This is a genomic window from Streptomyces lacrimifluminis (assembly GCF_014646095.1).
Classification (GTDB): Bacteria; Actinomycetota; Actinomycetes; order Streptomycetales; family Streptomycetaceae; genus Streptomyces; species Streptomyces lacrimifluminis.
The window spans coordinates 33,760-55,401 of record NZ_BMMU01000010.1; the positions used below are offsets into that span (position 1 = coordinate 33,760).

Consider the following 21,642-nt stretch of genomic DNA (forward strand, 5'->3'; position numbering starts at 1 on the left):
CCCCCCCCCCCCCGCCCCCGTTCCCTCCGCTGATTCAGGCCTGCTGCGCTGCTTGCCTTCGGCCCTTCAGCAGGGCGGACCCCGCCCCCAGGGACACGACACCCATACCCGCACTGGTCACCAGGCCCTGGGTGCCGCCCATGGCGAAGGGGGCGACCGCGGCCACGGTGAGGTTGAAGAGGAACAGGAACCAGAGGACAGGGCGGGACGAGAGGAGCGACTGCATGGGATTTCCTTCCGGGGTGGGTGGCTGCTTCCGACCGGTGCGAGCCGAGTGGGGGAGCCGTGAACTGCCGAGATCAACGATCCCGGCATCCACCCGCCGCCACGAGGGAGTGCTCTCCCGAACCGGTGGTGTAGCGGGCTGCACCACCGTCCGGGAGCCCGGTCTCCCGCGCTCCCGCCGGCCCGTCGCCTAGCCTGATGACCATGTGGAAGACACTGCGGCAAGCAGCGCGGGCCACGGTCCAGCTGGTCGCGGTGGCGATCCTGGCCTTCGGCTCGTACATCTTCATCACCGTCCTGCTGATCACGGCCACCGTCTCGCTCGCGGTCGTCGGCATCGGGATGCTCCCCGAGACGGTCCTGCTCATCCGCCGGATCGCGGGCACCAAGCGGCGGATGGCGACCGAGTGGTCGGGCGTGGAGATCCCCGAGGTGTATCTGCCCATCGAGGGCAGGCTGAAGGAGAAGCTGCGCATCGTCGTCCGCGACCCCGGTACGCGCACCGACCTGCGCTGGATGCTCGCCCACTACGTGTACGGCGCCCTGCCGCTGCTGATGATCCCGCTCTGGCCGGTGGGTCTGGTCGTCGACGGTGTGTGGTCCGGACTGCTGCGCCGCGAGGCGGTCGTCCTCCCCCTGATCAGCAGGCTCGCCGACCTCGATGCCTCCTGGTCGGCCGCCCTGCTCAAGCCCTCGCCCAAGGCGCGGCTCGCCCTGCGCGTCGAGCAGCTGAAGGCGACCAGGGCCGACGCGGTCGCCGCGCACGGGGCCGAACTCCGGCGCATCGAACGGGACCTGCACGACGGCGCCCAGGCCCGTCTGGTCTCCCTGTCCATGCGGATCGGCCTCGCGAAACGGGCCTACGACCGTGACCCGGACGCCGCCCGCAAGCTGCTGGAGGACGCCCAGGACCAGGCCGAGGAGGCGCTGACCGAGCTGCGCAACGTGGTGCGCGGCATCCATCCGCCGATCCTCACGGACCGGGGGCTGGTGGGTGCCGTACGGGCCCTGGCGTCGAGCAGCGGCCTGGAGGTCGGGGTGGTCGACGACGGTGTCGAGGACGGCGTACGGGCGCCCGCGGCGGTGGAGGCCGCCGCGTACTTCGTGATCGCCGAGGCGCTGACGAACGCGTCGAAGTACAGCGGCTCGCCGACCGCCTGGGTCGAACTCGCCCGCGTACCAAGAGGGTTGAAGGTCCGGGTGGGCGACCACGGCAAGGGCGGCGCCGACGAGAGGGGCGGCACCGGACTGCTGGGGATGCGCCGCCGGGTGGCCGCGCTGGACGGCAGCGTGGACGTGTCGAGCCCGGTAGGGGGGCCGACCGTGATCGAGGTGGAACTGCCCTGCGTATGGTGAGGGCGACCGCCGCACAGCCGGCGGGCTGGACCGGATCGAGAACAGGACCGTCATGCGCGTAGTGATCGCCGAGGACAACGCCCTGCTGAGACAAGGCCTCGTCCTGCTGCTGACGTCGGCCGGTCACGAGGTCCTGGCCGAAGTGGGCAGCGGCCCCGAGGTACTGCCGGCCCTCCTCGAACACCGCCCGGACGCCGCGGTCCTGGACGTCCGGATGCCTCCCGGCTTCCGCGACGAGGGTCTGCGCGCGGCGCTGGAGGCGAGGGCGCGGATCCCCGGCCTCCCGGTGCTGGTCCTCTCCCAGTACGTGGAGGAGTCGTACGCGGCGGAGCTGCTGGGTGGCGGTGCGAGCGGCGTCGGCTACCTCCTGAAGGACCGCGTGGGCAGGGTCGACGAGTTCCTCGACGCCCTGGACCGCGTCGCCGCCGGCGGCACGGCCCTCGACCCCGAAGTCGTCACCGAGCTCCTCACCCGCCGCCGCGACTCCCCCCTCGACTCCCTCACCCCGCGCGAGCGCGAGGTCCTCAAGCTGATGGCGGAGGGCCACGACAACACGACGATCGCCAAGACCCTGGTGGTCACGGACCGCTCGGTCAGCAAACACATCGGCAACGTGTTCCTGAAGCTGGGCCTGCCCCCGAGCGACAGCGGACATCGCCGGGTACTGGCGGTACTGGCGTATCTGAACAACCAGTAGGAGCCGGCCACCGGTTGGCCAGGCTGCGCGCCAGCGTCTCCAACTCCGGCGCGTGCAGCACCCGTTCGCCGAAACCCGGCAGGGGTACGTGCAACGGCCCGGTCCAACGGGCGGGGATGCCGGTGACGCCGTACACCGCGCCCGCGGTGCGGCTAGGGTGCCGTCGTCCCCGCCTCCGGATGCAGGCGCGTCCAGCCCTCCCACGCCGAGGTGATCATGTCCTGGACATCGTGTTTCGCCTTCCAGCCCAGTTCTGTGGCGATGCGGTCGGCCGAGGCGACGACCCTTGCCGGGTCGCCCGGGCGGCGCGGGGTCACGACCGGGGCCAGGGCGCGGCCCGTGACGTCGTTCACGAGGTCGATCATCTCGCGGACCGAAACGCCCTCCCCCCGGCCGATGTTGAGGGTGAGTTCGCGGCCCGGTGCCGCCTCCAGCGCCCGGGCCGTCGCCACATGGGCCTCCGCCAGGTCCATCACGTGGATGTAGTCCCGGACGCAGGTGCCGTCCGGGGTCGGGTAGTCGTCGCCGAAGACGCGCGGGGGCTCATGGGCCGTCAGACGTTCGAAGATCATGGGGATGATGTTGAAGACGCCCACGTCCGCCAGCTCCGGGGCCGCCGCTCCCGCCACGTTGAAGTAGCGGAGGGAGGCTGTGGCGAGACCCGTCGCCCGGCCCGTCGCGCGGACCAGCCACTCACCCGCCAGTTTCGTCTCGCCGTACGGGCTCATCGGCTCGCACGGCGTGTCCTCCGTCACCAGGTTCACGTCCGGCATGCCGTACACCGCCGCCGAGGACGAGAACACGAACGACGGGACGCGGGCCGCCGTGACCGCGTCCAGCAGGACGCGCAGTCCCTCCACGTTCTCCCGGTAGTAGTGCAGGGGGCGGTCCACCGACTCGCCCACCTGCTTCTTCGCCGCCAGATGGACCACGCCCGTCACCTGGTGATCCCCCATGGCACGCGCCACCCGCTCACCGTCCAGGGTCGAGCCGACCACCAGCGGTACGCCGTCCGGCACGCGCTCGGCGATTCCGGTGGACAGGTCGTCGTACACCACGGTCCGTTCGCCCGCTTCGGTCATCGCGCGCACGATGTGCGCCCCGATGTAGCCGGCGCCGCCGGTGATCAGCCAGGTCATCTGCGGCCGCCCCCTCGTGTGGTCGGGTGATCGGTTGGTCGATCGGTGGGTTGTACTTTGTCAGCTAACTCCCGTTAAGGCGCACTAAGTTCCCGCTCGGGCCGCGGACGAACGAAAGAAGGGGCCGGAGGCGGAAGCACGGCCGGGCGGGCCGAGCGCCACAGCCGTACGAAGGACAGGATCGCCGCCGCGGCCAGCAGACCGTTGCGTACGACCATCACCGTCACCCCCGTCCAGGTGCAGTGCACGACCTCGGCGTACAGGACCGGGTAGTCGAGTCCGCTGACCGCCGAGGCCGCCAGCAGCAGCCACGCCACCGGGCGCTGGCTGGTGCACCGCGAGGTCAGGCACACGGCGGCCAGTCCGAGCAGCCAGACCAGGTACTGCGGGCTGATCACCCGGCTGGTGACCGTGAAGAGGAGTACGGCCGTCAGCGCCGCGTCGAACGGAGTCGCCTCCGTCCAGTGCCGGGCCCGCACCCGCCACAGCAGCAGAACACCGAACGCCACGGCCGTCAGGGCGAGGGACAGCGCGGCCACCGCCGAGACGTACGGGCCCACGAACTCCATCGCGCCGTACTGGTAGCGCACGCGCCCCTCCCACCCGGCGCGCGTGGCGAGGGAGAGCGCGGTGCCGCCGAACGACTCGATCTGCACGCCCCGACCGCCCTGCTGACGCAGGAAGGAGAGGGGATTGCTGAAGGCCACCGCCAGGAGCGCCAGCGCCGCCGTCGCCGTGACCGTCGCGGACGTCCACGCCGACCGGGTCGTACGGCCCTTCGGCATACCCAGCAGTACCAGCGCGGGCCAGACCTTCACCAGGGCACCCAGTGCCGCGAACGCGCCGCACGCGCGCGGGGAGCGCGACAACGTCAACAGGGAGATGACGGCGAACGCCGTGACCTGCACGTCGTAGCGCGCGAGCGGCACATGGAGGAGAAGCGGCAGGCTCGCCGTCCAGTACACGGCACCACGCAGTGAACGGCCCGGACGCCTCCCCGCGCGCGTGAGGGCCAGCAGGATCAGGAGGTCGGCGGCGAGCGTGAGCGCCACGAACGCCTCGAAATACGTCAGCGTCGGCAGCAGTGCGGGCGACAGCAGCACCGGACCCGCGCCCGGCGGGTACTGCCACAGCCTGTCGTCCGCCGGGAACGTGCCCTGGGTGAGGACGCCGTACCAGCGGAAGTACAGCCGCTGCACCTCACGCGCCACCGCGCCGCCGCCGAGCAGCGGGAGGTCGTCGTGGACCAGCAGCCACAGCATCAGCGCCCGGGAGGCGGCCCAGCCGGCGGCGAGGGTGAGGAGGCGGGCGAGGGGGGCGGGGGGTCTCGTCACGGCGGGATCGTAAGCCGCAGGAAGGGAACATTCACGGCAATTCATCACCAATCGCCAACAATGGTTGTCTCATCGCACAAAATCAGGCCCGTGATCAACAGACCGATGAACAAGGAGATGAACAAGAAGACAGCCGCCGTCGCGGTCCCCGTGATCCCCATGGCCGTCATGCTGGCGTTCGGCTGCTGGGGGCTCGACCGGGGCGGCATATGGCGCGACGAGGCGGCCACCTTCCAGGTCGCGCGGCGCACGGTGCCGCAGATCTGGCGGCTGCTGCACGAGGTCGACGCCGTGCACGGCCTCTACTACCTGCTCATGCGGCCCGTCCTCGCCGTCCATCCGGGCGAGATCCTCCTGCGGCTTCCGTCCGTCCTCGCCGCAGCCGCCACCGCCGGCCTCGTCGCGGCCCTCGGCGCCCGTCTGGCCCGCCCGCGCGTCGGCCTCTGGGCCGGTCTGCTGTACGCGGTCAACCCGATGGTCGGTCACTACGCCCAGGAGGGCCGGTCGTACGCCATGGTCGCCGCCGGCGCGGCCGGGGCGACGCTGCTGCTGGTCCGGGCGGTCGGGGGCCGCTCCTGGGTGCCGTACGGCGTGGTCGTCGCCGTCACCTGTCTCCTCCACGAGTTCGCCGTACTGCTGCTCCTCGCGCACGCCGTGACCCTCGCGCTCGTCCGCGTCCCCCGGCGGGTGTGGGCGGGCTGGCTGTGCGCGGCCGGCGCTGTGGCGTCGACGCTGCTCCCGCTGGCGCTGCTCTCGCACGCCCAGTCGGCACAGGTGGCGTGGCTGCGGCCACCCGGCCGGCACAGTGTGGACCACCTCGTACGCCAGTTCGCCGGCCCGACGGACGAGGTTCTCGCGCCCTGTCTGATCCTCATCTACGTCGCGTCGAGTCGCCCATGGGGTCAACACCCGGGCCGTGGCCCGACCCTCCCCGCCGTCGCCCTCCCGCTGCTCGTCGTACCGCCCGTGCTCCTCATGACCGTCTCCCAGTGGTCACCGCTCTACGACGCCCGTTACGTCCTGTACGCCCTCGCCGGGGCCCCTCTTCTCGTCGCCGCCGGGGCCGACCGCATCGCGCGGGCGCTGCCGCGCCTGCCCCGGGTGACCGTCACCCTGGCCGGGGTCCTCGCCGTGGCCCTCGTCTGCGCGCACCAGCTGCCACTGCTCCGGCAGGACCGTTCCATGGCTCAGCGCGGCGGCGACAACCTGGCCGTCGCCTCCGCGCTCGCGGCCCGTGAACTGCGCCCCGGTGACCCGGTGCTGTTCCTGCCGGCCATCGGACGGCGCTCGGCACTGGCGTACCCGAAGGGGTTCCGCGGCACCCGGGACGTGGCACTCGCCGAGTCCGCGCCCCTGTCCGGCACGCTGTACGGCGTCGAGACGAACCCGGCCGCGCTACGGCGGCGACTGGCGGGACTGGACCACGTATGGCTGGTCGCGGAACCGTACGCCCTACGCCCGACCTGGCACCCGGCCGACCCGACCGAACGGACCAAACTGACGGTGGTGAGGGAGGAGTTCGAGCCGCGCCGGGAGTTCAGGGGCAGCGGCGTAACGCTGCAACTCTACGAACGCAGGCTCACGCCGGCGCCCCGACGCGGGGGCGCCCCGTAGGGGCGCGGGGAACTGCGCGACCAGCCACGACGGCGCGGCAGCCGACCGACACACCTCAGCCTTTGCGGCACAGGCACAGGCACAGGCACAGGCACAGCGCCTACGCGTCCAGCGCCGCCGCGTCCAGGGCGACGGTGAGCTCGTCCAGGCGAGCCCGCAACGCCCGGATCTCGTCCACGTCGAAACTGGTCGCCGCGACGATCCGGCGCGGCACCTGAAGTGCCCGCTCGCGCAGCGCGAGCCCCTCCTCGGTCGCCCGCACCTCCACCGACCGCTCGTCCCGGGCGCTGCGCTCGCGCCGGACGAGACCGGCCGTCTCCAGTCGCTTGAGCAGCGGTGACAGCGTGCCGGAGTCGAGGCGCAGGTGTTCGCCGACCTTCTTCACGGGCAGCTGTCCGTGCTCCCACAGCACGAGCATCACCAGGTACTGGGGGTAGGTGAGCCCGAGGTCCTTGAGGACCACGCGATAGACGCCGTTGAAGGCGCGCGACGCCGCGTTCAGGGAGAAGCAGATCTGCTGGTCGAGACGGAGGAAGTCCTCGGCGGAGGTTGCTGACATACCTCCACGATACCTCTTTGCCCACCATCTAGTTGTGCACAATTGAATTGTGTGCTCTACTTATCTTCGTCAAGGAGCCCCCAGAAGGCTCCGGCAAGAAGCTAAAGAAGCTCTGATGTTGATGAGCTCGATGAGAGGGACGGGTTCCATGGACGCGATCTACACCGCAGTCGCCACCGCCACGCACGGCCGCGAGGGCCGCGCCGTCAGCTCCGACGGCAAGGTCGACCTCCCGCTCGCCATGCCGGTCGAGCTGGGCGGCAACGGCGCCGGAACCAACCCCGAGCAGCTCTTCGCCGCCGGTTACGCCGCCTGTTTCGGCAGCGCCCTGGGCCTGGTCGGCCGCGCCGCCAAGGTCGACGTCAGTGACGCCGCCGTGACCGCCGAGGTCGGCATAGGCAAGCAGGGCGAGGGCTTCGGCCTCAAGGTCGCCCTCCGCGTCGAGCTGCCCGACGGCGTGGACGCGGAGACCGGCCGCAAGCTGGTCGAGCAGGCCCACCAGGTCTGCCCGTACTCCAACGCGACGCGCGGCAACATCGAGGTCGAGCTCGTCATCGAGTAGTACGCCGCTCGGTCCATCGAGCAGGACGTGATCAGGAGCAGGTGGGGACGGGCGTGCCGTCGGTGCTGGACTGCGGGTGCGGCACGCTCGCGAGCGGTGCGCCCGCGAGCGTTGCTGCCGCCGATGGCGCCGGGTGACGATCGCCGAGCGGAGTGACCGCTGTCCGCCCGGCCGTCCGGCCCAGCACCAGCCGCTGGACGACCCGTTCGGCGGCGCGCCCGTCGTCGTACTGACAGAACCGCTCGCGGAACGCTCCGCGCAGCTGTGCGGAGCGTGAACCCCGCCAGTGGCCGGTCGCGAAGATGTCGATCAGCTCGTCCTCGCTGCGCGCGAACGCGCCCGGCGGGAAGGTGCGCAGGTCGAAGTAGGTGCCACGGGCCGCCTCGTACGCCTCCCAGTCGTCCGAGTGGATCACGATCGGCCGGTCCAGGTTGGCGTAGTCGAACATCAGCGACGAGTAGTCGGTGACCAGCGCGTCCGAGGCGAGGCACAGCGACTCGATGCTCGGATGGTCGGTCACATCGATGAGCCGGCCGCCGGAAGCGGGCGTCAGCGGGGCGTCGTAGAGATGGTGGGCACGGGCCAACAGCACGTAGCGCGGGCCGAGTTGGCGCAGGACGCGTTCCAGGTCGAGGGTGTGGCGGGGGCCGCGCAGATAGTCGCGCTGGGTGGGCGCGTACAGGATCGCGACCGAACCCTCCGGAATGCCGAGGGACTCGCGCAGCCGGGTCACGTCCGCCGAGGTCGCCTGCTGGAACACGTCGTTGCGGGGCTGCCCGGTTTCGAGAGTGGTGTAGCCGCCGGGGAGGACCCGCTCCCACACGAGGGTCGAGTGGCGGTTGGCCGACAGACAGTGGTCCCAGGTGTCGACGTCCGCGAGGAGTGCGGTGAAGTCGGTGTCACGGGCCGCGGCCGGCCGGTCCTGGAGGTCGAGGCCCATGCGCTTCAGCGGCGTCCCGGCTTGCGTCTGGATCACCACCTGCCCGGCCCGCTTCACGAACTTCTCGTCCCAACTCGCGTTGTTCACCAGGTACTTGGAGCGGGCCAACGCCGTCCAGTAGGCGGCGGTGCCCGGTCGCACCCGGGCGGTCGCCGTCGGGAGCGTGTGGTGGTGCTCGGGGCGGGCGACCCACGCCGTCCGCATGCCCGGCACGAAGGAACGGAACGCGGCTTCCAGGGCGCCCGGGTTGCAGCCGTACCCGCGCCCGGAGTGACTGGTGAAGACGGCCCGGTCGGCGCGCAGCGGCAGCCGCCGCTGGACCCCGTAGTGCAGCCGCAGAGATGCCGAACGGACGCTGCGTGCAAGGGACTTGACCAGGCGGGTGGTGTGTCGGCGCAGGGCGGACGCCAGGAGTACCGTCCGATACGTGCGGTAGCTGCCCGTCCGGACGAGGAGGTGCCGCAGCCGCGCGTGCAGCGGTACGGCGGCACCCGGGGTGCGGTAACGCCGGTAGTGGGCCCGGGACCTGCGCAGGAACTCGGCACGGGCGGTGCGCGGCAGCCGGTCCGGGCGGGCCAGCACCGACACCAGCTGGTCGACCATCCGGCGGAACAACACCGGCCGCCAGTGCGCGAGTTCGGGCCGCGCGTCGACGAACGCGAAGACCCGGTCGTACTGCTCGTGGATGTCGAAGTGCCCCTCACCGGTGGGAGCGCCGGTGAGTTGCCGCCGGCGGCGGTGGTGGACGCAGACCCGGTCCAGGGTCGCGACCGACCCGGCGGCCAGCAGCGCCGGGACCGTCCAGGAGGTGTCCGTGTGGGCGCCGGGTGCGAAGGTGAGACCCTCGCGCTCGACGAACTCCCGCCGGTACGCCTTGTTCCAGGCCACCAGCGGCAGCTTGAGCAGCAGCGGCCGGTCGTCGAGCCGGAAGGGGACGGGACCCTGCTCGGTGAGCTGATGGAGGAACGGGCTGCGGATCGTTTCGCCGGTCCACAGGGCGTGGGCGTGGTCGTAGACGACGACGTCCGGGTCGCCCGCCTCCTTGATCCGGTCGGCGATCGCCCGCAGGGCGTCCGGGGCGAGGGTGTCGTCGCCGTCGACGAAGACGAGATAGTCCCCGGTCGCGTGCTCGATCCCCGCGTTGCGCGCCACGCCCACCCCGCCGTTCTCCGGCAGGTGGACGGGGCGCACACGGGCGTCGCGTGCAGCGAACTCGTCGACGAGCGCACCGCAGGCGTCGGGTGAGCCGTCGTCGACGGCGAGCACTTCGAGATCCGGATACGACTGGCCGAGCACCGATTCCAGGCAGTCCTGCAGATACGCCTGAACCTTGTACGCGGGGACGATGACACTGAACCTGGGCAAGGCACATCCATGGGTCGGCGGGGCGGCGCGGGCCTACAGCCCGGGAACGGCCGATGGAGTGACTTGGTTACGCCGATTGCGGCATGTGGGGGACATGGACGTTTGAACCCGTAACCCCACAAGTGGGATGCTTATCCGTTTACTCGACCGGTGCCCGTTACTTGACCGCGCCCGCCATCACCCCCGACACGAACTGCCGCTGGAACGCGAAGAACACGGCCAGCGGAATGACCATCGAGATGAACGCACCCGGCGCCAGCACCTCGATGTTGCTGCCGAACTGCCGTACCTGCTGCTGGAGCGCGACCGTCAGCGGCTGCGACTGCGAGTCGGAGAACACCAGCGCGACCAGCATGTCGTTCCACACCCACAGGAACTGGAAGATCCCCAGGGACGCGATGGCGGGCGCGGCGAGCGGCATGACGACGGTCGCGAACAGCCGCATCTCGCCCGCGCCGTCCAGCCGGGCCGCCTCCAGCAGCTCGCGCGGGATCTCCGCGAAGAAGTTCCGCAGCAGGAAGATCGCGAACGGCAGCCCGAACCCCACGTGGAACAGCACCACCCCGATGATGTCGCCGAAGATCCCGAGCTTCCCGAAGAGATCGGAGAGCGGGATCAGCGCCACCTGCACGGGTACGACGAGCAGCGCGACGACGACCAGGAACCACCAGTCGCGCCCCTTGAAGTCCATCCAGGCGAAGGCGTATCCGGCCATCGCGCCGATCATGACGACCAGGAGTGTCGCCGGGACCGTGATCCAGACGGTGTTGAGGAGGGAGCTGGTGATCGCGTCGTTCTCCAGCAGCGTCCGGTAGCTCTTGGCGGTCAGCTGCCCGGGCGCGGTGAACACCTTCCACCACCCGGAGGTGGAGATGTCCGTCGGGTTGCGGAACGACGACACGAGCAGCCCGAACGTCGGCACCATCCAGATGAGCGCGACGAGGATGAGGAAGAACCGCATCACACCGCCCGCGGCGCCGGCGGCCAGGCGGGCGGCGAGGGAGCGCTTGGCGCGCACGGGCCGGTCGAGGGTTGGATCGACGGGCGGGTCGAGAGCCGTCACCGCTGACGCTCCTTCCTGAGTCGGCGCAGATTGACGAACATCACCGGCAGGACGAGCAGCAGCAGAATGACGCCGATCGCGCTGCCGACGCCGTAGTTGCCGCCCCCGCCGAACGACGACAGGAACAACTGGAGCGCGAGGACGTTGGCGTCGTCCTGACTGGGCTGCGGGGCGATGATGTAGACGAGGTCGAACACCTTCATCACGTTGATCATCAGTGTGACGAGCACGACGACCAGGACGGGTGCGAGGAGCGGTACGGTGACCCGCCGGAACACCTGCCACTCGTTGGCGCCGTCGACGCGCGCCGCCTCCAGCAGATTCCGGTCCACGCCCGCGAGCCCCGCCGCGATAAGGACCATCGCGAACCCGGCCCACATCCACGTGTAGCTGCCGATGATGGCCGGGGTGACGAGGGTGGGACCGAGCCAGTCGATCCCGCTGTAGGCGGCGGCGAAGTTCGAGCCCGGCAGACGCAGTTGGGCCCCGTCGGCGTCGGCGGACAGACTGAACGTCCCGTCGGCGCCGCTGGTCGCCGAGGCGACGACCTTCCCGTCCTTCACGGCCTCGACCTTGACCCCCTCCAGGGCCTTCTCACCCGGGTCGACCTGCCCCTTCGTACCGCCACCGCCGAGCTTGAAGTCCAGCCAGACGGTGCCGCTGATCCCGGAACCGGAGTCGCCGGCCGCCTTCGCGTCCTCGGGAGTGCCGGGGAGCTTGTTGGGCGCGATGCCCACGAGGGGCAGCAGCGCCGGGGTGCCCGGGCTGACGGTTCCGGTGGAGGTGAACGAGCCACCGCCGGACGCCTTGAGGTCGCTGGCCTGGGCGTTCGGGCGGGCCTTCGGATAGACGGAGGCGTCCACGAAGGCGTCGTGCACGGACGTCACGATCGCGTTGGCGACACCCTGGTCCGGGTCCGCCTCGTAGACGAGGCGGAAGATGATGCCCGCCGCGAGCATCGAGATCGCCATCGGCATGAAGACGATCAGCTTGAACGCCGTACCCCAGCGCACCCGTTCGGTCAGCACCGCGAAGATCAGTCCGAGCGCGGTGACAAGGGCGGGCGCGACCGCCACCCAGATCGCCGTGTTGCGTACGGCGGTCAGCGTGGCGTCGTTCGTGAAGATGTCGCCGTAGTTCTCCAGGCCGACGAAGCCCGAGCCGTCGGCGTCGTACAGGCTGCGCCAGATCGAGTAGCCGATGGGGTAGACGACGAGCGAGCCCAGCAGGACCAGGGCGGGCAGCAGGAACAGTCCTGCCACCCACCAGCGGGTGCCGGTGACGCTCTTGTTCCTGGCTGCCCTCGGGGCGATCGGCGCCGTGTTGGCTGTGTCCGTCTTCGACTCCATGCCGGGGCCGTCAGCCGTTCTTGTACGCCTTGGCGGCGTCGGCCTCTAGTTTCTTCTGGGTGCCCGCGATGTCCTTCGGGTTCTTCAGGAAGTCCTGGAGGTCCTTCCACTCGCCGACGCCCTGGGTACCGCCGAAGGCGGCCGGGGCCTGGTCGGACATGTCGAAGCGGAAGTCGTCGCCGGCCGCGATGAGGGCCTTGGCGATGTCCCGGGTGACGTCGTCCTTGTACGCCGACTGGTCCATCGCCTTGCTGGGCGAGAGGAAGCCGCCCTGGGCCGCCCAGATCTCGGCGGCGTCGGTCGAACCCAGGAACGTCAGGAGAGCCTGTGCGCCCGCGCCGTCCTTCAGCGCCACGGCGACGTCGCCGCCGCTGACGACGGGCGCCTGGTCACCGACCGCCGGGAACGGGAAGACCTTCGCGTCCGTGCCGATCTTCGCCTTCGTGTCCGCGTTGATGTTGGCGGCCACGAAGTCGCCCTCGAAGACCATCGCCGCCGGGGTGTCACCGGAGAAGGTCTGGATGACCGACTTCGGGAACTCCGTCGCCAGCGCGCCGGAACGACCGCCCGCGAGGAGATCGTCCTTGCCCCAGAGTTCGGCCAGGGTGGTCAGGGCGTCCTTGACGGAGGGGTCGGTCCACTTGATCTCGTGCTGGGCGAGCTGGTCGTACTTCTCCGGGCCCGCCTGCGAGAGATAGACGTTCTCGAACCAGTCGGTGAGGGTCCAGCCGTCGGCGCCGCCGACGGAGACGGCGGGGGAGCCGGCGTCGGACAGGGTCTGGGCCGCGGCGACGAAGTCCTTCCAGGTGGCGGGGACGTCGGTGAGGCCCGCGGCCTCGAACGCGGCGGTGTTGTACCAGACCAGGGACTTGTTGGCAGCCTTGACGTAGATGCCGTACTGCTTGCCCTCGAAGGCGCCGAGTTCCTTCCAGCCGGCGTCGAAGTTCTTGTCGAGCTGGGCCTGGGCATCCGCGCCGAGCGGCTTGAGCCAGCCCTTCTCGGCGAACTGGTGCAGTACGCCGACCTGCGGCAGGAACGCCACGTCCGGGGGCTGGCCGCCCTGGATCTTCGTACCGAGGAACGTGGAGGTGTTGTTGCCGGTCGGTACGAAGTTGACCTTCGCGCCGGTGCGTTTCTCGAACTCCCGCAGGACCTTGGTGAAGTTCTCCTGCTCGGGCCCCGTCCAGACGGCGGCGACCTCCAGTGTCTGGCCGTCGAGCTTGGGGAGTTCGACGGAGGCGGAGGTGTCACCGCCGGTGCCCGTGCTGGTGTCGGTGCCCTTGTCGCCCGGGTCGTCGTCGGAGCCGCAGGAGGTGAGGGTGAGGGCGAGGGCTGTGGCGGAGAAGGCGGTCAGGGTGCGTGTACGTAGCGTGCTGCGCATGTGTGCCCCGTTCGTCGTTCGGCGTTGAACGTGTTCGGCGCTTGTCCCGTGGGCTCTGGTCTACGCCGGGTCGTGGGGGTCGGCAAGTGCGCCTGGGGTGTCAAGCGGGTGATCGTGACCGCGTCGTGTCCTTGCTCTCCTGCCCGCCCACCCGACTCGGTCTGTCCACCGGGTGCCCTGGAAATGCTTTCCCACCCACCCCGCCCACCCGTTCACCGCCTGCGTCCAGCGAGGGCAACACCTCTTCAGCGCCGACCGGCACCAACCGGCCCGGCCGGCACCCTCCAGCCCGTCTGGGGGTCCCCCCTCTGGGGGAGTTCGAGGACGAGGCCCGTTCAGGGCCGAAGGGGGGGGCTGGGGGTCTGGGGGGGCAGCCCCCAGGAACGGGATGGGACGGGTAGGGGCGGCGGGGGCGAGGAACGCCCCCGGGTCACAACAGCGACGGCACCTCCGCCGCCGACACCGACCGCGCCGCCCGCTCCAGCGCACTCGCCAGCAGCGCCAGGTCAGTGGGTCCGTTGCCCAGCTCCCGCACCGGCCGCCGCGCCGGCGGATCCCCCATGCGCTGCCAGTCCAGCGCGGTGACAGTCGGCCGCAGCGTCGCCGTACGCGGAATACGCCCCGTCACCCGGCCCCCTTGGAACGGGATGCTCCTCCCGTCCGCCCCGCTCAGCCGCCCCCGCCCGGCCGCGGGTTCGTCCGGCCCCGGCGCCGGCGCGTCCAGCACGACCCGCAGCGCGGCCCCCCGGGCCAGTTCCGTCTCCGCCGTACGCCCACCGACGCCCGCCGCGGCCACCAGATGCACCCCGAGCCGCTCACCCTCCCGGGCCACCGCCTCCAACGCCCGCACCACGGACCCCGCCGACGGCCGCCCCGGCGATCCCAGCGCCGGCGACACCAACGCGTCCAGATCGTCCACGACCACCACGAGACGGGCCAGGGCCGGTGTCTCCGTACGCCGCCGATTCGCCGCCGGCCGCAACCGCATCGTCGAACTGGGCGGCGAATCGAGATCCCCGGCGCCTTCCCCCGCCCCAGCCCCCGCGCCCACCGAACCATGACTGGCCGATTTCAGCCCCGACCCCGACCGCTGCGGACCGATCCGGCCGGACAGTTCGCGCCCGGTGTGCCACTCGCCGAACCCGACCCGCCCGAGCAACTCGGCCCGCCGCTTGAGCTCGGCGCTGAGCGACTGGGCGAACTCCCGCATGCGGACCGGGTCGTTGGCCGTGAGGTGAGTGGTGACATGCGGAAGGTCGGTGCACACCCGCAGCCCTTCCCCGTGCTGCGCGCTGCCGCCGCTCCCCCCGGTGCCGTCCCTGCCGTCCATCAGCACGATGCCCAGCCGGTCGGGCCGCTCGGCGGCGGCCAGCGACGCGACGACCGCCCGCAGCAACTCCGTACGCCCGCTGCCGGGCGGCCCCTCGATCAGCAGGTGGGGTCCCTCGGCCGCGAGGTCCACACCGACGGGCCCGCGCGGCCCGGCGCCTAGCACGGCCCAGGCCCGGCCGCCGAGCGTCTCCTTGTCGTCCGCGGCGTCCGCCCAACGGGCCATCAGAGACGCCGGGGTGGCCCGGGCGAGCCCCAACTCGTCGAGCAGCCGCGCCGCTTGCGGCAGGGGTGCGGAGACGCGCTGCTGCCGCCCGCCGGCGGCACCGTCGGTGCGCAGCGGAGCCAGCGCCCGCGCGAACCGTTCCGCCCAGGCCAGGGACACGGCGTCCACGGCGGCGACGGAACCCTGGCCGACCAGCCCGGCGTTCCCCCCGGGAGTCCGGTCCGGCCCGTCGGCCAAGTCTCCGTCGGGGGAGCCCGGCCGCCCGGGTGCGGTGACCCCGGCCCGCGCCACCCGCATCACGTGCAGCGCCGTGGCCACGTCACCGCTGAGCAGTGCCACCGCCCCGCACTCACGGAACGGCGGCGAGGCCGCGCACGCCGCCTCGTACGTGTCCGTCACCGGTGAGGCGGGCGACGCCGCCTCCGTCTCCGCGAGGCACACGACGTGGATCCCGGCCCGCGGTCCCTCCCACGCCAGCCGTGCGACGGCCTCCCGGACCGCCGCACCGCCCGGGTCCCCGTCCACGACGACCACGGTGTACGGGCCCGCGCAACCGTCCGCCGGCCCGTCAGGGTCGTCGTCCCGGGCCCAGGAGGGCCGCCGGGGCTCTCCCCGGTCGCCCTGGGCATGTTGTTCGGGCTGTCCGCCGCCGGTGAGGCTCTTCGCCGCCGCCTCCGCGTCGTGGTCCTCCAGGCGCCGCAGGAGTTCGTCGGCGCGGGCGGTGGCCTGTTCGCGGTCGTAGGCGAGGAGGAGGCGGCAGTCCTGGCCGTGCCCGGGGCGCAGATGCGGGAGCCAGCCGAGCCAGGACCACTCGGCGGTGCGCTCCTCGGGGGTGCGTGAGCGGTCCGTGCTGATCAGGACGATTTCCAGGGCCTCGGGCGAGTGCAGCGCCGCCAGCTGGGCCACCACCGCGCGGGCCAGCCCGGCGAGCCGCGCGCGCGGCCCCGCCAGCCCCAGTGCCCCGACCTCACGCAGCCCGGCGGTCACCGGTACGGCGGGCAGCAGCCCCGAGCCGTCGGGGGCCGCGCGGTCCGCCGTACCCAGCCGGACCGTGAGTGCCTCCGGGTGTCCCGGGCCGCGCTCCCAGAGCCGGGGGCCGGGGCCCAGGGCCGTGAGCAGCATCGTCGCCGGGTCGGGCCAGCTCTCCGGTGCCTGCGGCGGCGCGTCCGCGAACTCCGGGGCCGCCGGGTCGGAGGAGGGCCCCTCGTCCTCGTACGCCTCGCCCTCGGGCGTCTCCTGCTCCGTGCGCCCGCCGGTCAGCCGTCGCGCCCACTTGGAGAGCCCGCCGCGCCTGCGCAGACCCGGCGGCACGTCCGTCCCCCGAAGGGGCGTTCCCTTGCGTCCGCTGTCCGTGGAGGCATCCGCGTCCGCCTCGTCGTGAGCGCGTGCCCCGGGTATCGTGCCGGCCCCGGACACCGGTCCGGCCACGGAGAACCCGGCGCCGTGGGTGTCCCCGCCACCGCCCGGTGCCCCGGCTGTGCCTGCGGGCCCGGTGGCCCCCCGGTTCTCGATCCGCGGCGCCCGGCCCTGCCCCGGGACGAGCGGCTGCGCCGCCTCCGACGAACCATGCGCCGCACGCGACTCGGGCACGCCCCCGGCAGCTCCCGGACTCGCCGAACCGTAGGCGTGACGGGTCTCCCCGGAGGGCGGCTTCGGCGTGCCGCCCGGCTGCACGCGCGCGGGAGGGACCTGGAGCGGACGGGACGGGGATGCCGTAGGGGAGGAGCGTCTGTTGTGGGTGTCGTCGGTGGTTCCGGGGGCCCCGGTGGTCTCCGACCCGTCCGCCGTACCCCCCGACGCCTTCGCGTGCCCGTCGGCGACACTCACGCGCACGTGCCCCTCGCCGTCCGGGGTCGTGCCCACGCGTGTGCCCGCGTCCCCGGGCGGTGTCAGCCGCAGGGCCGACTCGCCGATACGCAGCAGCGCGCCCGGCGCGAGACGGACCGGGCGGGTGCCGAGGCGGGTGCCGGACAGCGTCGTACCGTTCGTGGAGGCGAGGTCCGCGACCGCTATGCGGCCGTCCTCCGCGACCGTGACCGCGCAGTGCAGCCGGGACACGTCAGGGTCGTCCAGCGGGACGTCGGCGTCGGCGGAGCGGCCGATGGTGATCTGGCCGCCGTGCAGCAGATGGACCCCGCCCGCGTCCGGTCCCGCGACCACGTGCAGCTGGGCGGCCACCTCGTCCGCCTCGGGGTGCGGCTCGGGCTCGGCGGGGGTGCCCAGGGCGAGGACGGCGCCGTCGATCAGCGGGGGCTCACCGAGGGTGCAGCGCTGGGTGTCGAGGCGCTGGTCGCCCGCGTACAGCACCACCGCGCCGCCGCTCTCGCGGCCTGCGCCGCGCTCCGGCTGGGACGAACCACCGTCGCCCGCGACCACCGAGGCCAGGGCCGAGGCGACCGCGGCGAGCGCCGTGCCGGCGGGAGCGGTGACCAGTACGTCGCAGCTCGCGGCGCGCGCCCACGGCTCCGAGGGCGGCCCCAGCGGGTCTACGACGGTCAGCCGGATCTGCATCGCCGTCAGCGGTCCCTTCTGCACGGACACCCGGAAAGGAGGACGAAGCCACGCCACGGGTCCCACCACCGCGGACTTCCCCCACCACACCCGAGCACGTAGGCCAGTACTGGAGGCATCCTCGCACCTGCCACTGACAACGCGCCCGCCCCCCACCCATAAGTGATCTTGAATGGCCGCCTCTGCCCGCAAAAGTGCCTGACCAGTGACCGGCGCCTGTCCGTTTGGGATCGGTTTGGTAATCGATTTGAGATCGGTCACGTTCGGGATTCGGCAACCGAGGGGGCCGATCGAGACGTCTTTCCCGTCGACTTTCCGATTTCCGACGACTTTCCGTCGACTTTTGCGACGTCTTTCGTCGAACGCGCGAAGGGGGCCGTACGTAGCCGTCAGTGGACGGCGGTCGTTGCCCAGGGTGTCCTGGGGGCGCGGCACTACAGTGGGTCGGAAACAGCGTGTACGGGATGTACGTACGTAAGGGAGCCATGACGTGCGGCCGGTAGGGAGCAAGTACCTCCTTGAGGAGCCGCTGGGACGCGGCGCCACAGGTACCGTCTGGCGCGCCCGCCAGCGGGAGACCGCGGGAGCCGAGGCGGCCGTGCCAGGCCAGCCCGGCGAGACCGTGGCGATCAAGGTCCTCAAGGAGGAGCTGGCCAACGACGCGGACATCGTGATGCGCTTCCTGCGCGAGCGGTCCGTGCTGCTGAGGCTGACCCACCCGAACATCGTCCGGGTACGGGACCTGGTGGTCGAGGGCGATCTGCTGGCGCTGGTCATGGACCTCATCGACGGGCCCGACCTGCACCGGTACCTGAGGGAGAACGGCCCCTTCACACCGGTCGCCGCCGCCCTCCTCACCGCACAGATCGCCGACGCGCTCGCCGTCAGCCACGCCGACGGTGTCGTGCACCGGGACCTGAAGCCGGCCAACGTCCTGCTCATGCAGGACAACGGCCGGATGCACCCGATGCTCACCGACTTCGGCATCGCCCGCCTCGCCGACTCCCCGGGCCTCACCCGCACCCACGAGTTCGTCGGCACGCCCGCGTACGTGGCCCCGGAGTCCGCCGAAGGCCGCCCGCAGACCTCCGCCGTCGACATCTACGGCGCCGGCATCCTGATGTACGAGCTGGTCACCGGCCGTCCGCCGTTCGGCGGCGGGTCCGCCCTCGAAGTGCTGCACCAGCACCTCACCGCCGAGCCGCGCCGCCCGTCGACCGTGCCCGAACCGCTGTGGACGGTCATCGAGCGCTGCCTGCGCAAGAACCCGGACGAACGCCCCAGCGCCGAGAACCTCGCGCGCGGGCTGCGCGTCGTCGCCGAGGGCATCGGCGTCCACTCCAACTCGATGCAGATCGCGGCGGCCGAAGGGGTCGTCCACCTGCTCGCACCGGATCCGGCGCCGACCGCGGTGCCCGGCTCGGGCGACCCGACACAGGTGCTGCCGTACGGCGCCGCCGCCGCGGGAGCGTACGACCCGAACGCCGCCACCAGCGTGCTGCCGCACACCGGGGGGCCCGGCCCAGTGGGAGCGATGGGCGGCATGGGTGCCGCGGACCCCACGGCCGTCCTGCCGTCCGTGCCGCCGAACCAGCCCGGCGGCCCCGGAGGGTCCGGGCCCCAGGAGCCGCACCCCTGGCAGAACCAGTTGCGCGCCGCCCGGGACCGCAACGAGCAGACGCAGATCCAGAACCTGGACCCCGGCGAGGACCCCCTGCGCCGCCGGCCCCAGCGACAGCCGGGCCGGCCGCCGCAGCAACAGCCCCAGCAGCCGCCGTACCAGCAGCAGCCGCCGTCGCGTCAGCAGCAGCGGGGCCAACAGCCTCAGCACGGTTACGGCTATCCGCAGGGGCCGGGGCAGGGCGGGCCGCCCCAGCACCAGCAGTACGCGCCGCCGCCCCAGCACCAGCAACAGCCCCAGCGGTACGCGCCGCCCGCTCCGGAGCCCCAGCGCCCTCGGCAGCCCGAGGGCCGGCCGTCGCGTGAGCCGAGGCAGCCGAGGGAACCCCGGCCGCGCAGCGCCAACCCGATGAAGATCCCGGGGCTCGGCTGTCTCAAGGGGTGCCTGTTCACGATCGTCATCCTGTTCGTCGCCGCGTGGCTGATCTGGGAACTGAGCCCGCTGCAGAGCTGGATCGGGTCGACGAAGGGGTTCTTCGAGCAGATCGGTGACTGGATCGACACGGTCAGCGGGTGGGTGGACGGTCTGGGCGGAGGTTCCGGCGGCTCGGGGAACCCGTAGGGCCAGCAGTCCGGCAGTTTCCCGGTCACGGGGACGCCGTTCGCGCAATCAGGCCGTAGCCGGGGCATTTGAGGATCAGACGGGCGGTGCTCCGGCCGTGCTCCGGTGCGACTCTGGGGATTTGTCGACACCTGGGGGGTGATTTCCCTCCCGGTGGTGAAGGTTGGGGCTCCGGACGCGTAGTTTTGTCGGCTGAGGCCGAGGTCTCGTCGGCCGGGGGTCCGGGGGTCGCCCCCGGATCGGCGCAGCGTCGGCTGAGGTCGAGGTGTCGAGGTCTTGTCGGGTGAGGGTCCGGAGGGAGCCCCTCCCGGATCGGCGCAGCGTCGGCAACACGCGTCTGTAGGAGCAGTCTTGGCACGGAAGATCGGCAGCCGGTACACCGCCAACCAGATCCTGGGGCGGGGCAGCGCCGGCACGGTGTGGCTGGGCGAGGGACCCGAGGGTCCCGTCGCCGTCAAGCTGTTGCGCGAGGACCTGGCGTCGGACCAGGAGCTCGTCGGACGCTTCGTGCAGGAGCGGACGGCCCTGCTCGGCCTTGAGCATCCGAACATCGTGTCCGTACGGGACCTGGTGGTCGACGGGAACGACCTCGCACTCGTCATGGACCTCGTGCGGGGTACGGACCTGCGCACCCGGCTCGACCGGGAGCGCAGGCTCGCCCCCGAGGCCGCGGTCGCGATAGTGGCCGACGTCGCGGACGGGCTGTCCGCCGCGCACGCCGCCGGGGTCGTGCACCGCGACGTGAAGCCGGAGAACGTCCTGCTGGACATGCAGGGCCCCCTGGGCCCCGGCGGTGCGCACCCCGCCCTCCTGACCGACTTCGGCGTCGCGAAACTCATCGACTCACCGCGGCGGACCCGGGCCACGAAGATCATCGGTACGCCGGACTATCTGGCGCCGGAGATCGTCGAGGGCCTGCCCCCGCGCGCGGCGGTCGACATCTACGCCCTGGCGACGGTCCTGTACGAGCTGCTGGCCGGCTTCACGCCCTTCGGCGGCGGCCACCCGGGCGCGGTGCTGCGCCGGCACGTGACGGAGACGGTGGTCCCCCTCCCCGGGATCCCCGAGGAGCTGTGGCAGTTGCTCGTGCAGTGCCTGGCGAAGGCGCCGGCGTCGCGGCTGCGGGCGTCGGAGCTGGGGGCGCGGCTGCGGGAGCAGCTGCCCCTGCTGGTGGGGATGCCGCCGCTGGACGTGGACGAGCCGGACTCGGAGGACGAGGAGGAGTCCGGGCAGGGCCAGGGGCACGGTCATGGTTCTGGCCAGATGCCGGGGCAGGGTTCGCGGGCCGAGACGTACGACGAGGTGGCCGTGCCGGCGGGGGAACGGGTACGGCGGGGTGCGGTGCCGCTGGTGCGGGGTGCGAAGCCGGACTCCAACCGGGACACGCACACGTCGATGCGGGTGCCCGGGCCGGACGAGCTGGCGGGCGGGGCGCTGGGCACGGCCCGCGTACCGCGTCCCGCGGGCGCCCCGCGGCCCGGCTCGGCGCGGCACCGGGCTTCGGCGCGGCGGCGCAGGGTGACGTTGGGGGCGGCCGCGGTGGTGCTGGTGGCGGCGGTGGGGGTCGGTACGTGGGCGGCCCTGTCGGGCGACGACGCGGGGGCGACGCCCCAGGACACGCGGAACTCGGCACCGGCGTCACCGTGAGGCCCCTGGGGGCCGCGCCCCCAGACCCCCCTTCGCGCTGAAGGCGCTCGTCCTCAATCGCCGGACGGGCTGGATATGTGGGCCGAGGCCAGAGGGGTGCCGC

15 protein-coding genes and 1 pseudogene are annotated in these 21,642 nt (G+C 72.1%); 6 read left to right on the forward strand and 10 right to left on the reverse strand.

What is annotated here, in order from left to right; all coding sequences use genetic code 11:
• Positions 1–34: 34 nt before the first annotated feature.
• A complete protein-coding gene (locus IEY89_RS16890) occupies positions 35–226 on the reverse strand; it encodes a hypothetical protein (protein WP_189148236.1) in 192 nt (63 codons plus the stop codon).
• 203 nt (positions 227–429) lie between these two features.
• Between IEY89_RS16890 and IEY89_RS16895 the strand changes: the two genes are divergently transcribed.
• Together IEY89_RS16895 and IEY89_RS16900 are read left to right on the forward strand one after the other, a co-directional pair.
• Positions 430–1,581: a sensor histidine kinase gene (locus IEY89_RS16895; RefSeq protein ID WP_189148237.1), complete on the forward strand. Its 1,152-nt coding sequence runs from the start codon at positions 430–432 to the stop codon at positions 1,579–1,581.
• A gap of 52 nt (positions 1,582–1,633) precedes the next feature.
• Positions 1,634–2,278: a response regulator gene (locus IEY89_RS16900; protein ID WP_189148238.1), complete on the forward strand. Its 645-nt coding sequence runs from the start codon at positions 1,634–1,636 to the stop codon at positions 2,276–2,278.
• A gap of 16 nt (positions 2,279–2,294) precedes the next feature.
• Here IEY89_RS16900 and IEY89_RS40665 read toward each other — a convergent pair.
• The 3 genes and pseudogenes from IEY89_RS40665 to IEY89_RS16910 all read right to left on the reverse strand — a co-directional run.
• A pseudogene (locus IEY89_RS40665) lies at positions 2,295–2,423 on the reverse strand (ADP-ribosylglycohydrolase family protein); the annotation flags it as partial.
• Positions 2,424–2,430: 7 nt separating this feature from the next.
• Positions 2,431–3,417: a UDP-glucose 4-epimerase GalE gene (galE, locus tag IEY89_RS16905; protein WP_189148239.1), complete on the reverse strand. Its 987-nt coding sequence runs from the start codon at positions 3,415–3,417 to the stop codon at positions 2,431–2,433.
• Positions 3,418–3,491: 74 nt separating this feature from the next.
• Positions 3,492–4,751, reverse strand: coding sequence for a glycosyltransferase 87 family protein (locus IEY89_RS16910; protein WP_189148240.1), 1,260 nt, complete (start codon positions 4,749–4,751; stop codon positions 3,492–3,494).
• A 90-nt stretch (positions 4,752–4,841) separates the two neighbouring features.
• On the opposite strand from IEY89_RS16910, the gene IEY89_RS16915 reads away from it, so the two are divergent.
• Positions 4,842–6,365 (forward strand): glycosyltransferase family 39 protein, encoded by a 1,524-nt coding sequence (locus IEY89_RS16915; RefSeq protein ID WP_308437443.1) that lies wholly within the window; start codon positions 4,842–4,844, stop codon positions 6,363–6,365.
• A gap of 100 nt (positions 6,366–6,465) precedes the next feature.
• On the opposite strand, the gene IEY89_RS16920 is transcribed toward IEY89_RS16915, so the two are convergent.
• Complete coding sequence (locus IEY89_RS16920) at positions 6,466–6,924, reverse strand: MarR family winged helix-turn-helix transcriptional regulator (protein ID WP_189148241.1); 459 nt, start codon at positions 6,922–6,924, stop codon at positions 6,466–6,468.
• Between the two features lie 148 nt (positions 6,925–7,072).
• On the opposite strand from IEY89_RS16920, the gene IEY89_RS16925 reads away from it, so the two are divergent.
• Positions 7,073–7,486, forward strand: a complete 414-nt coding sequence (locus IEY89_RS16925) for an organic hydroperoxide resistance protein (RefSeq protein ID WP_189148402.1) — start codon at positions 7,073–7,075, stop codon at positions 7,484–7,486.
• Between the two features lie 31 nt (positions 7,487–7,517).
• Here IEY89_RS16925 and IEY89_RS16930 read toward each other — a convergent pair whose 3' ends face one another.
• The 5 genes from IEY89_RS16930 to IEY89_RS16950 all read right to left on the reverse strand — a co-directional run bounded on the left by IEY89_RS16930 (position 7,518) and on the right by IEY89_RS16950 (position 17,650).
• Positions 7,518–9,791 carry a bifunctional glycosyltransferase/CDP-glycerol:glycerophosphate glycerophosphotransferase gene (locus tag IEY89_RS16930; protein ID WP_189148242.1) on the reverse strand — a complete coding sequence of 758 codons (2,274 nt, stop codon included), beginning with the start codon at positions 9,789–9,791 and terminating at the stop codon, positions 7,518–7,520.
• Positions 9,792–9,948: 157 nt separating this feature from the next.
• Positions 9,949–10,752 (reverse strand): carbohydrate ABC transporter permease, encoded by an 804-nt coding sequence (locus IEY89_RS16935; protein ID WP_229695282.1) that lies wholly within the window; start codon positions 10,750–10,752, stop codon positions 9,949–9,951.
• Between the two features lie 98 nt (positions 10,753–10,850).
• Positions 10,851–12,203, reverse strand: coding sequence for a carbohydrate ABC transporter permease (locus tag IEY89_RS16940; protein ID WP_189148244.1), 1,353 nt, complete (start codon positions 12,201–12,203; stop codon positions 10,851–10,853).
• Positions 12,204–12,213: 10 nt separating this feature from the next.
• The gene (locus IEY89_RS16945) at positions 12,214–13,584 is read right to left on the reverse strand and encodes an ABC transporter substrate-binding protein (protein ID WP_189148245.1); all 1,371 of its coding nucleotides are present in this window, start codon (positions 13,582–13,584) and stop codon (positions 12,214–12,216) included.
• A 430-nt stretch (positions 13,585–14,014) separates the two neighbouring features.
• Positions 14,015–17,650: an FHA domain-containing protein gene (locus IEY89_RS16950; RefSeq protein ID WP_189148403.1), complete on the reverse strand. Its 3,636-nt coding sequence runs from the start codon at positions 17,648–17,650 to the stop codon at positions 14,015–14,017.
• A 490-nt stretch (positions 17,651–18,140) separates the two neighbouring features.
• Between IEY89_RS16950 and IEY89_RS16955 the strand changes: the two genes are divergently transcribed.
• Complete coding sequence (locus IEY89_RS16955) at positions 18,141–19,892, forward strand: serine/threonine-protein kinase (protein ID WP_189148246.1); 1,752 nt, start codon at positions 18,141–18,143, stop codon at positions 19,890–19,892.
• A 351-nt stretch (positions 19,893–20,243) separates the two neighbouring features.
• A complete protein-coding gene (locus IEY89_RS16960) occupies positions 20,244–21,539 on the forward strand; it encodes a serine/threonine-protein kinase (RefSeq protein WP_189148247.1) in 1,296 nt (431 codons plus the stop codon).
• The last annotated feature ends 103 nt before the right edge of the window (positions 21,540–21,642 follow it).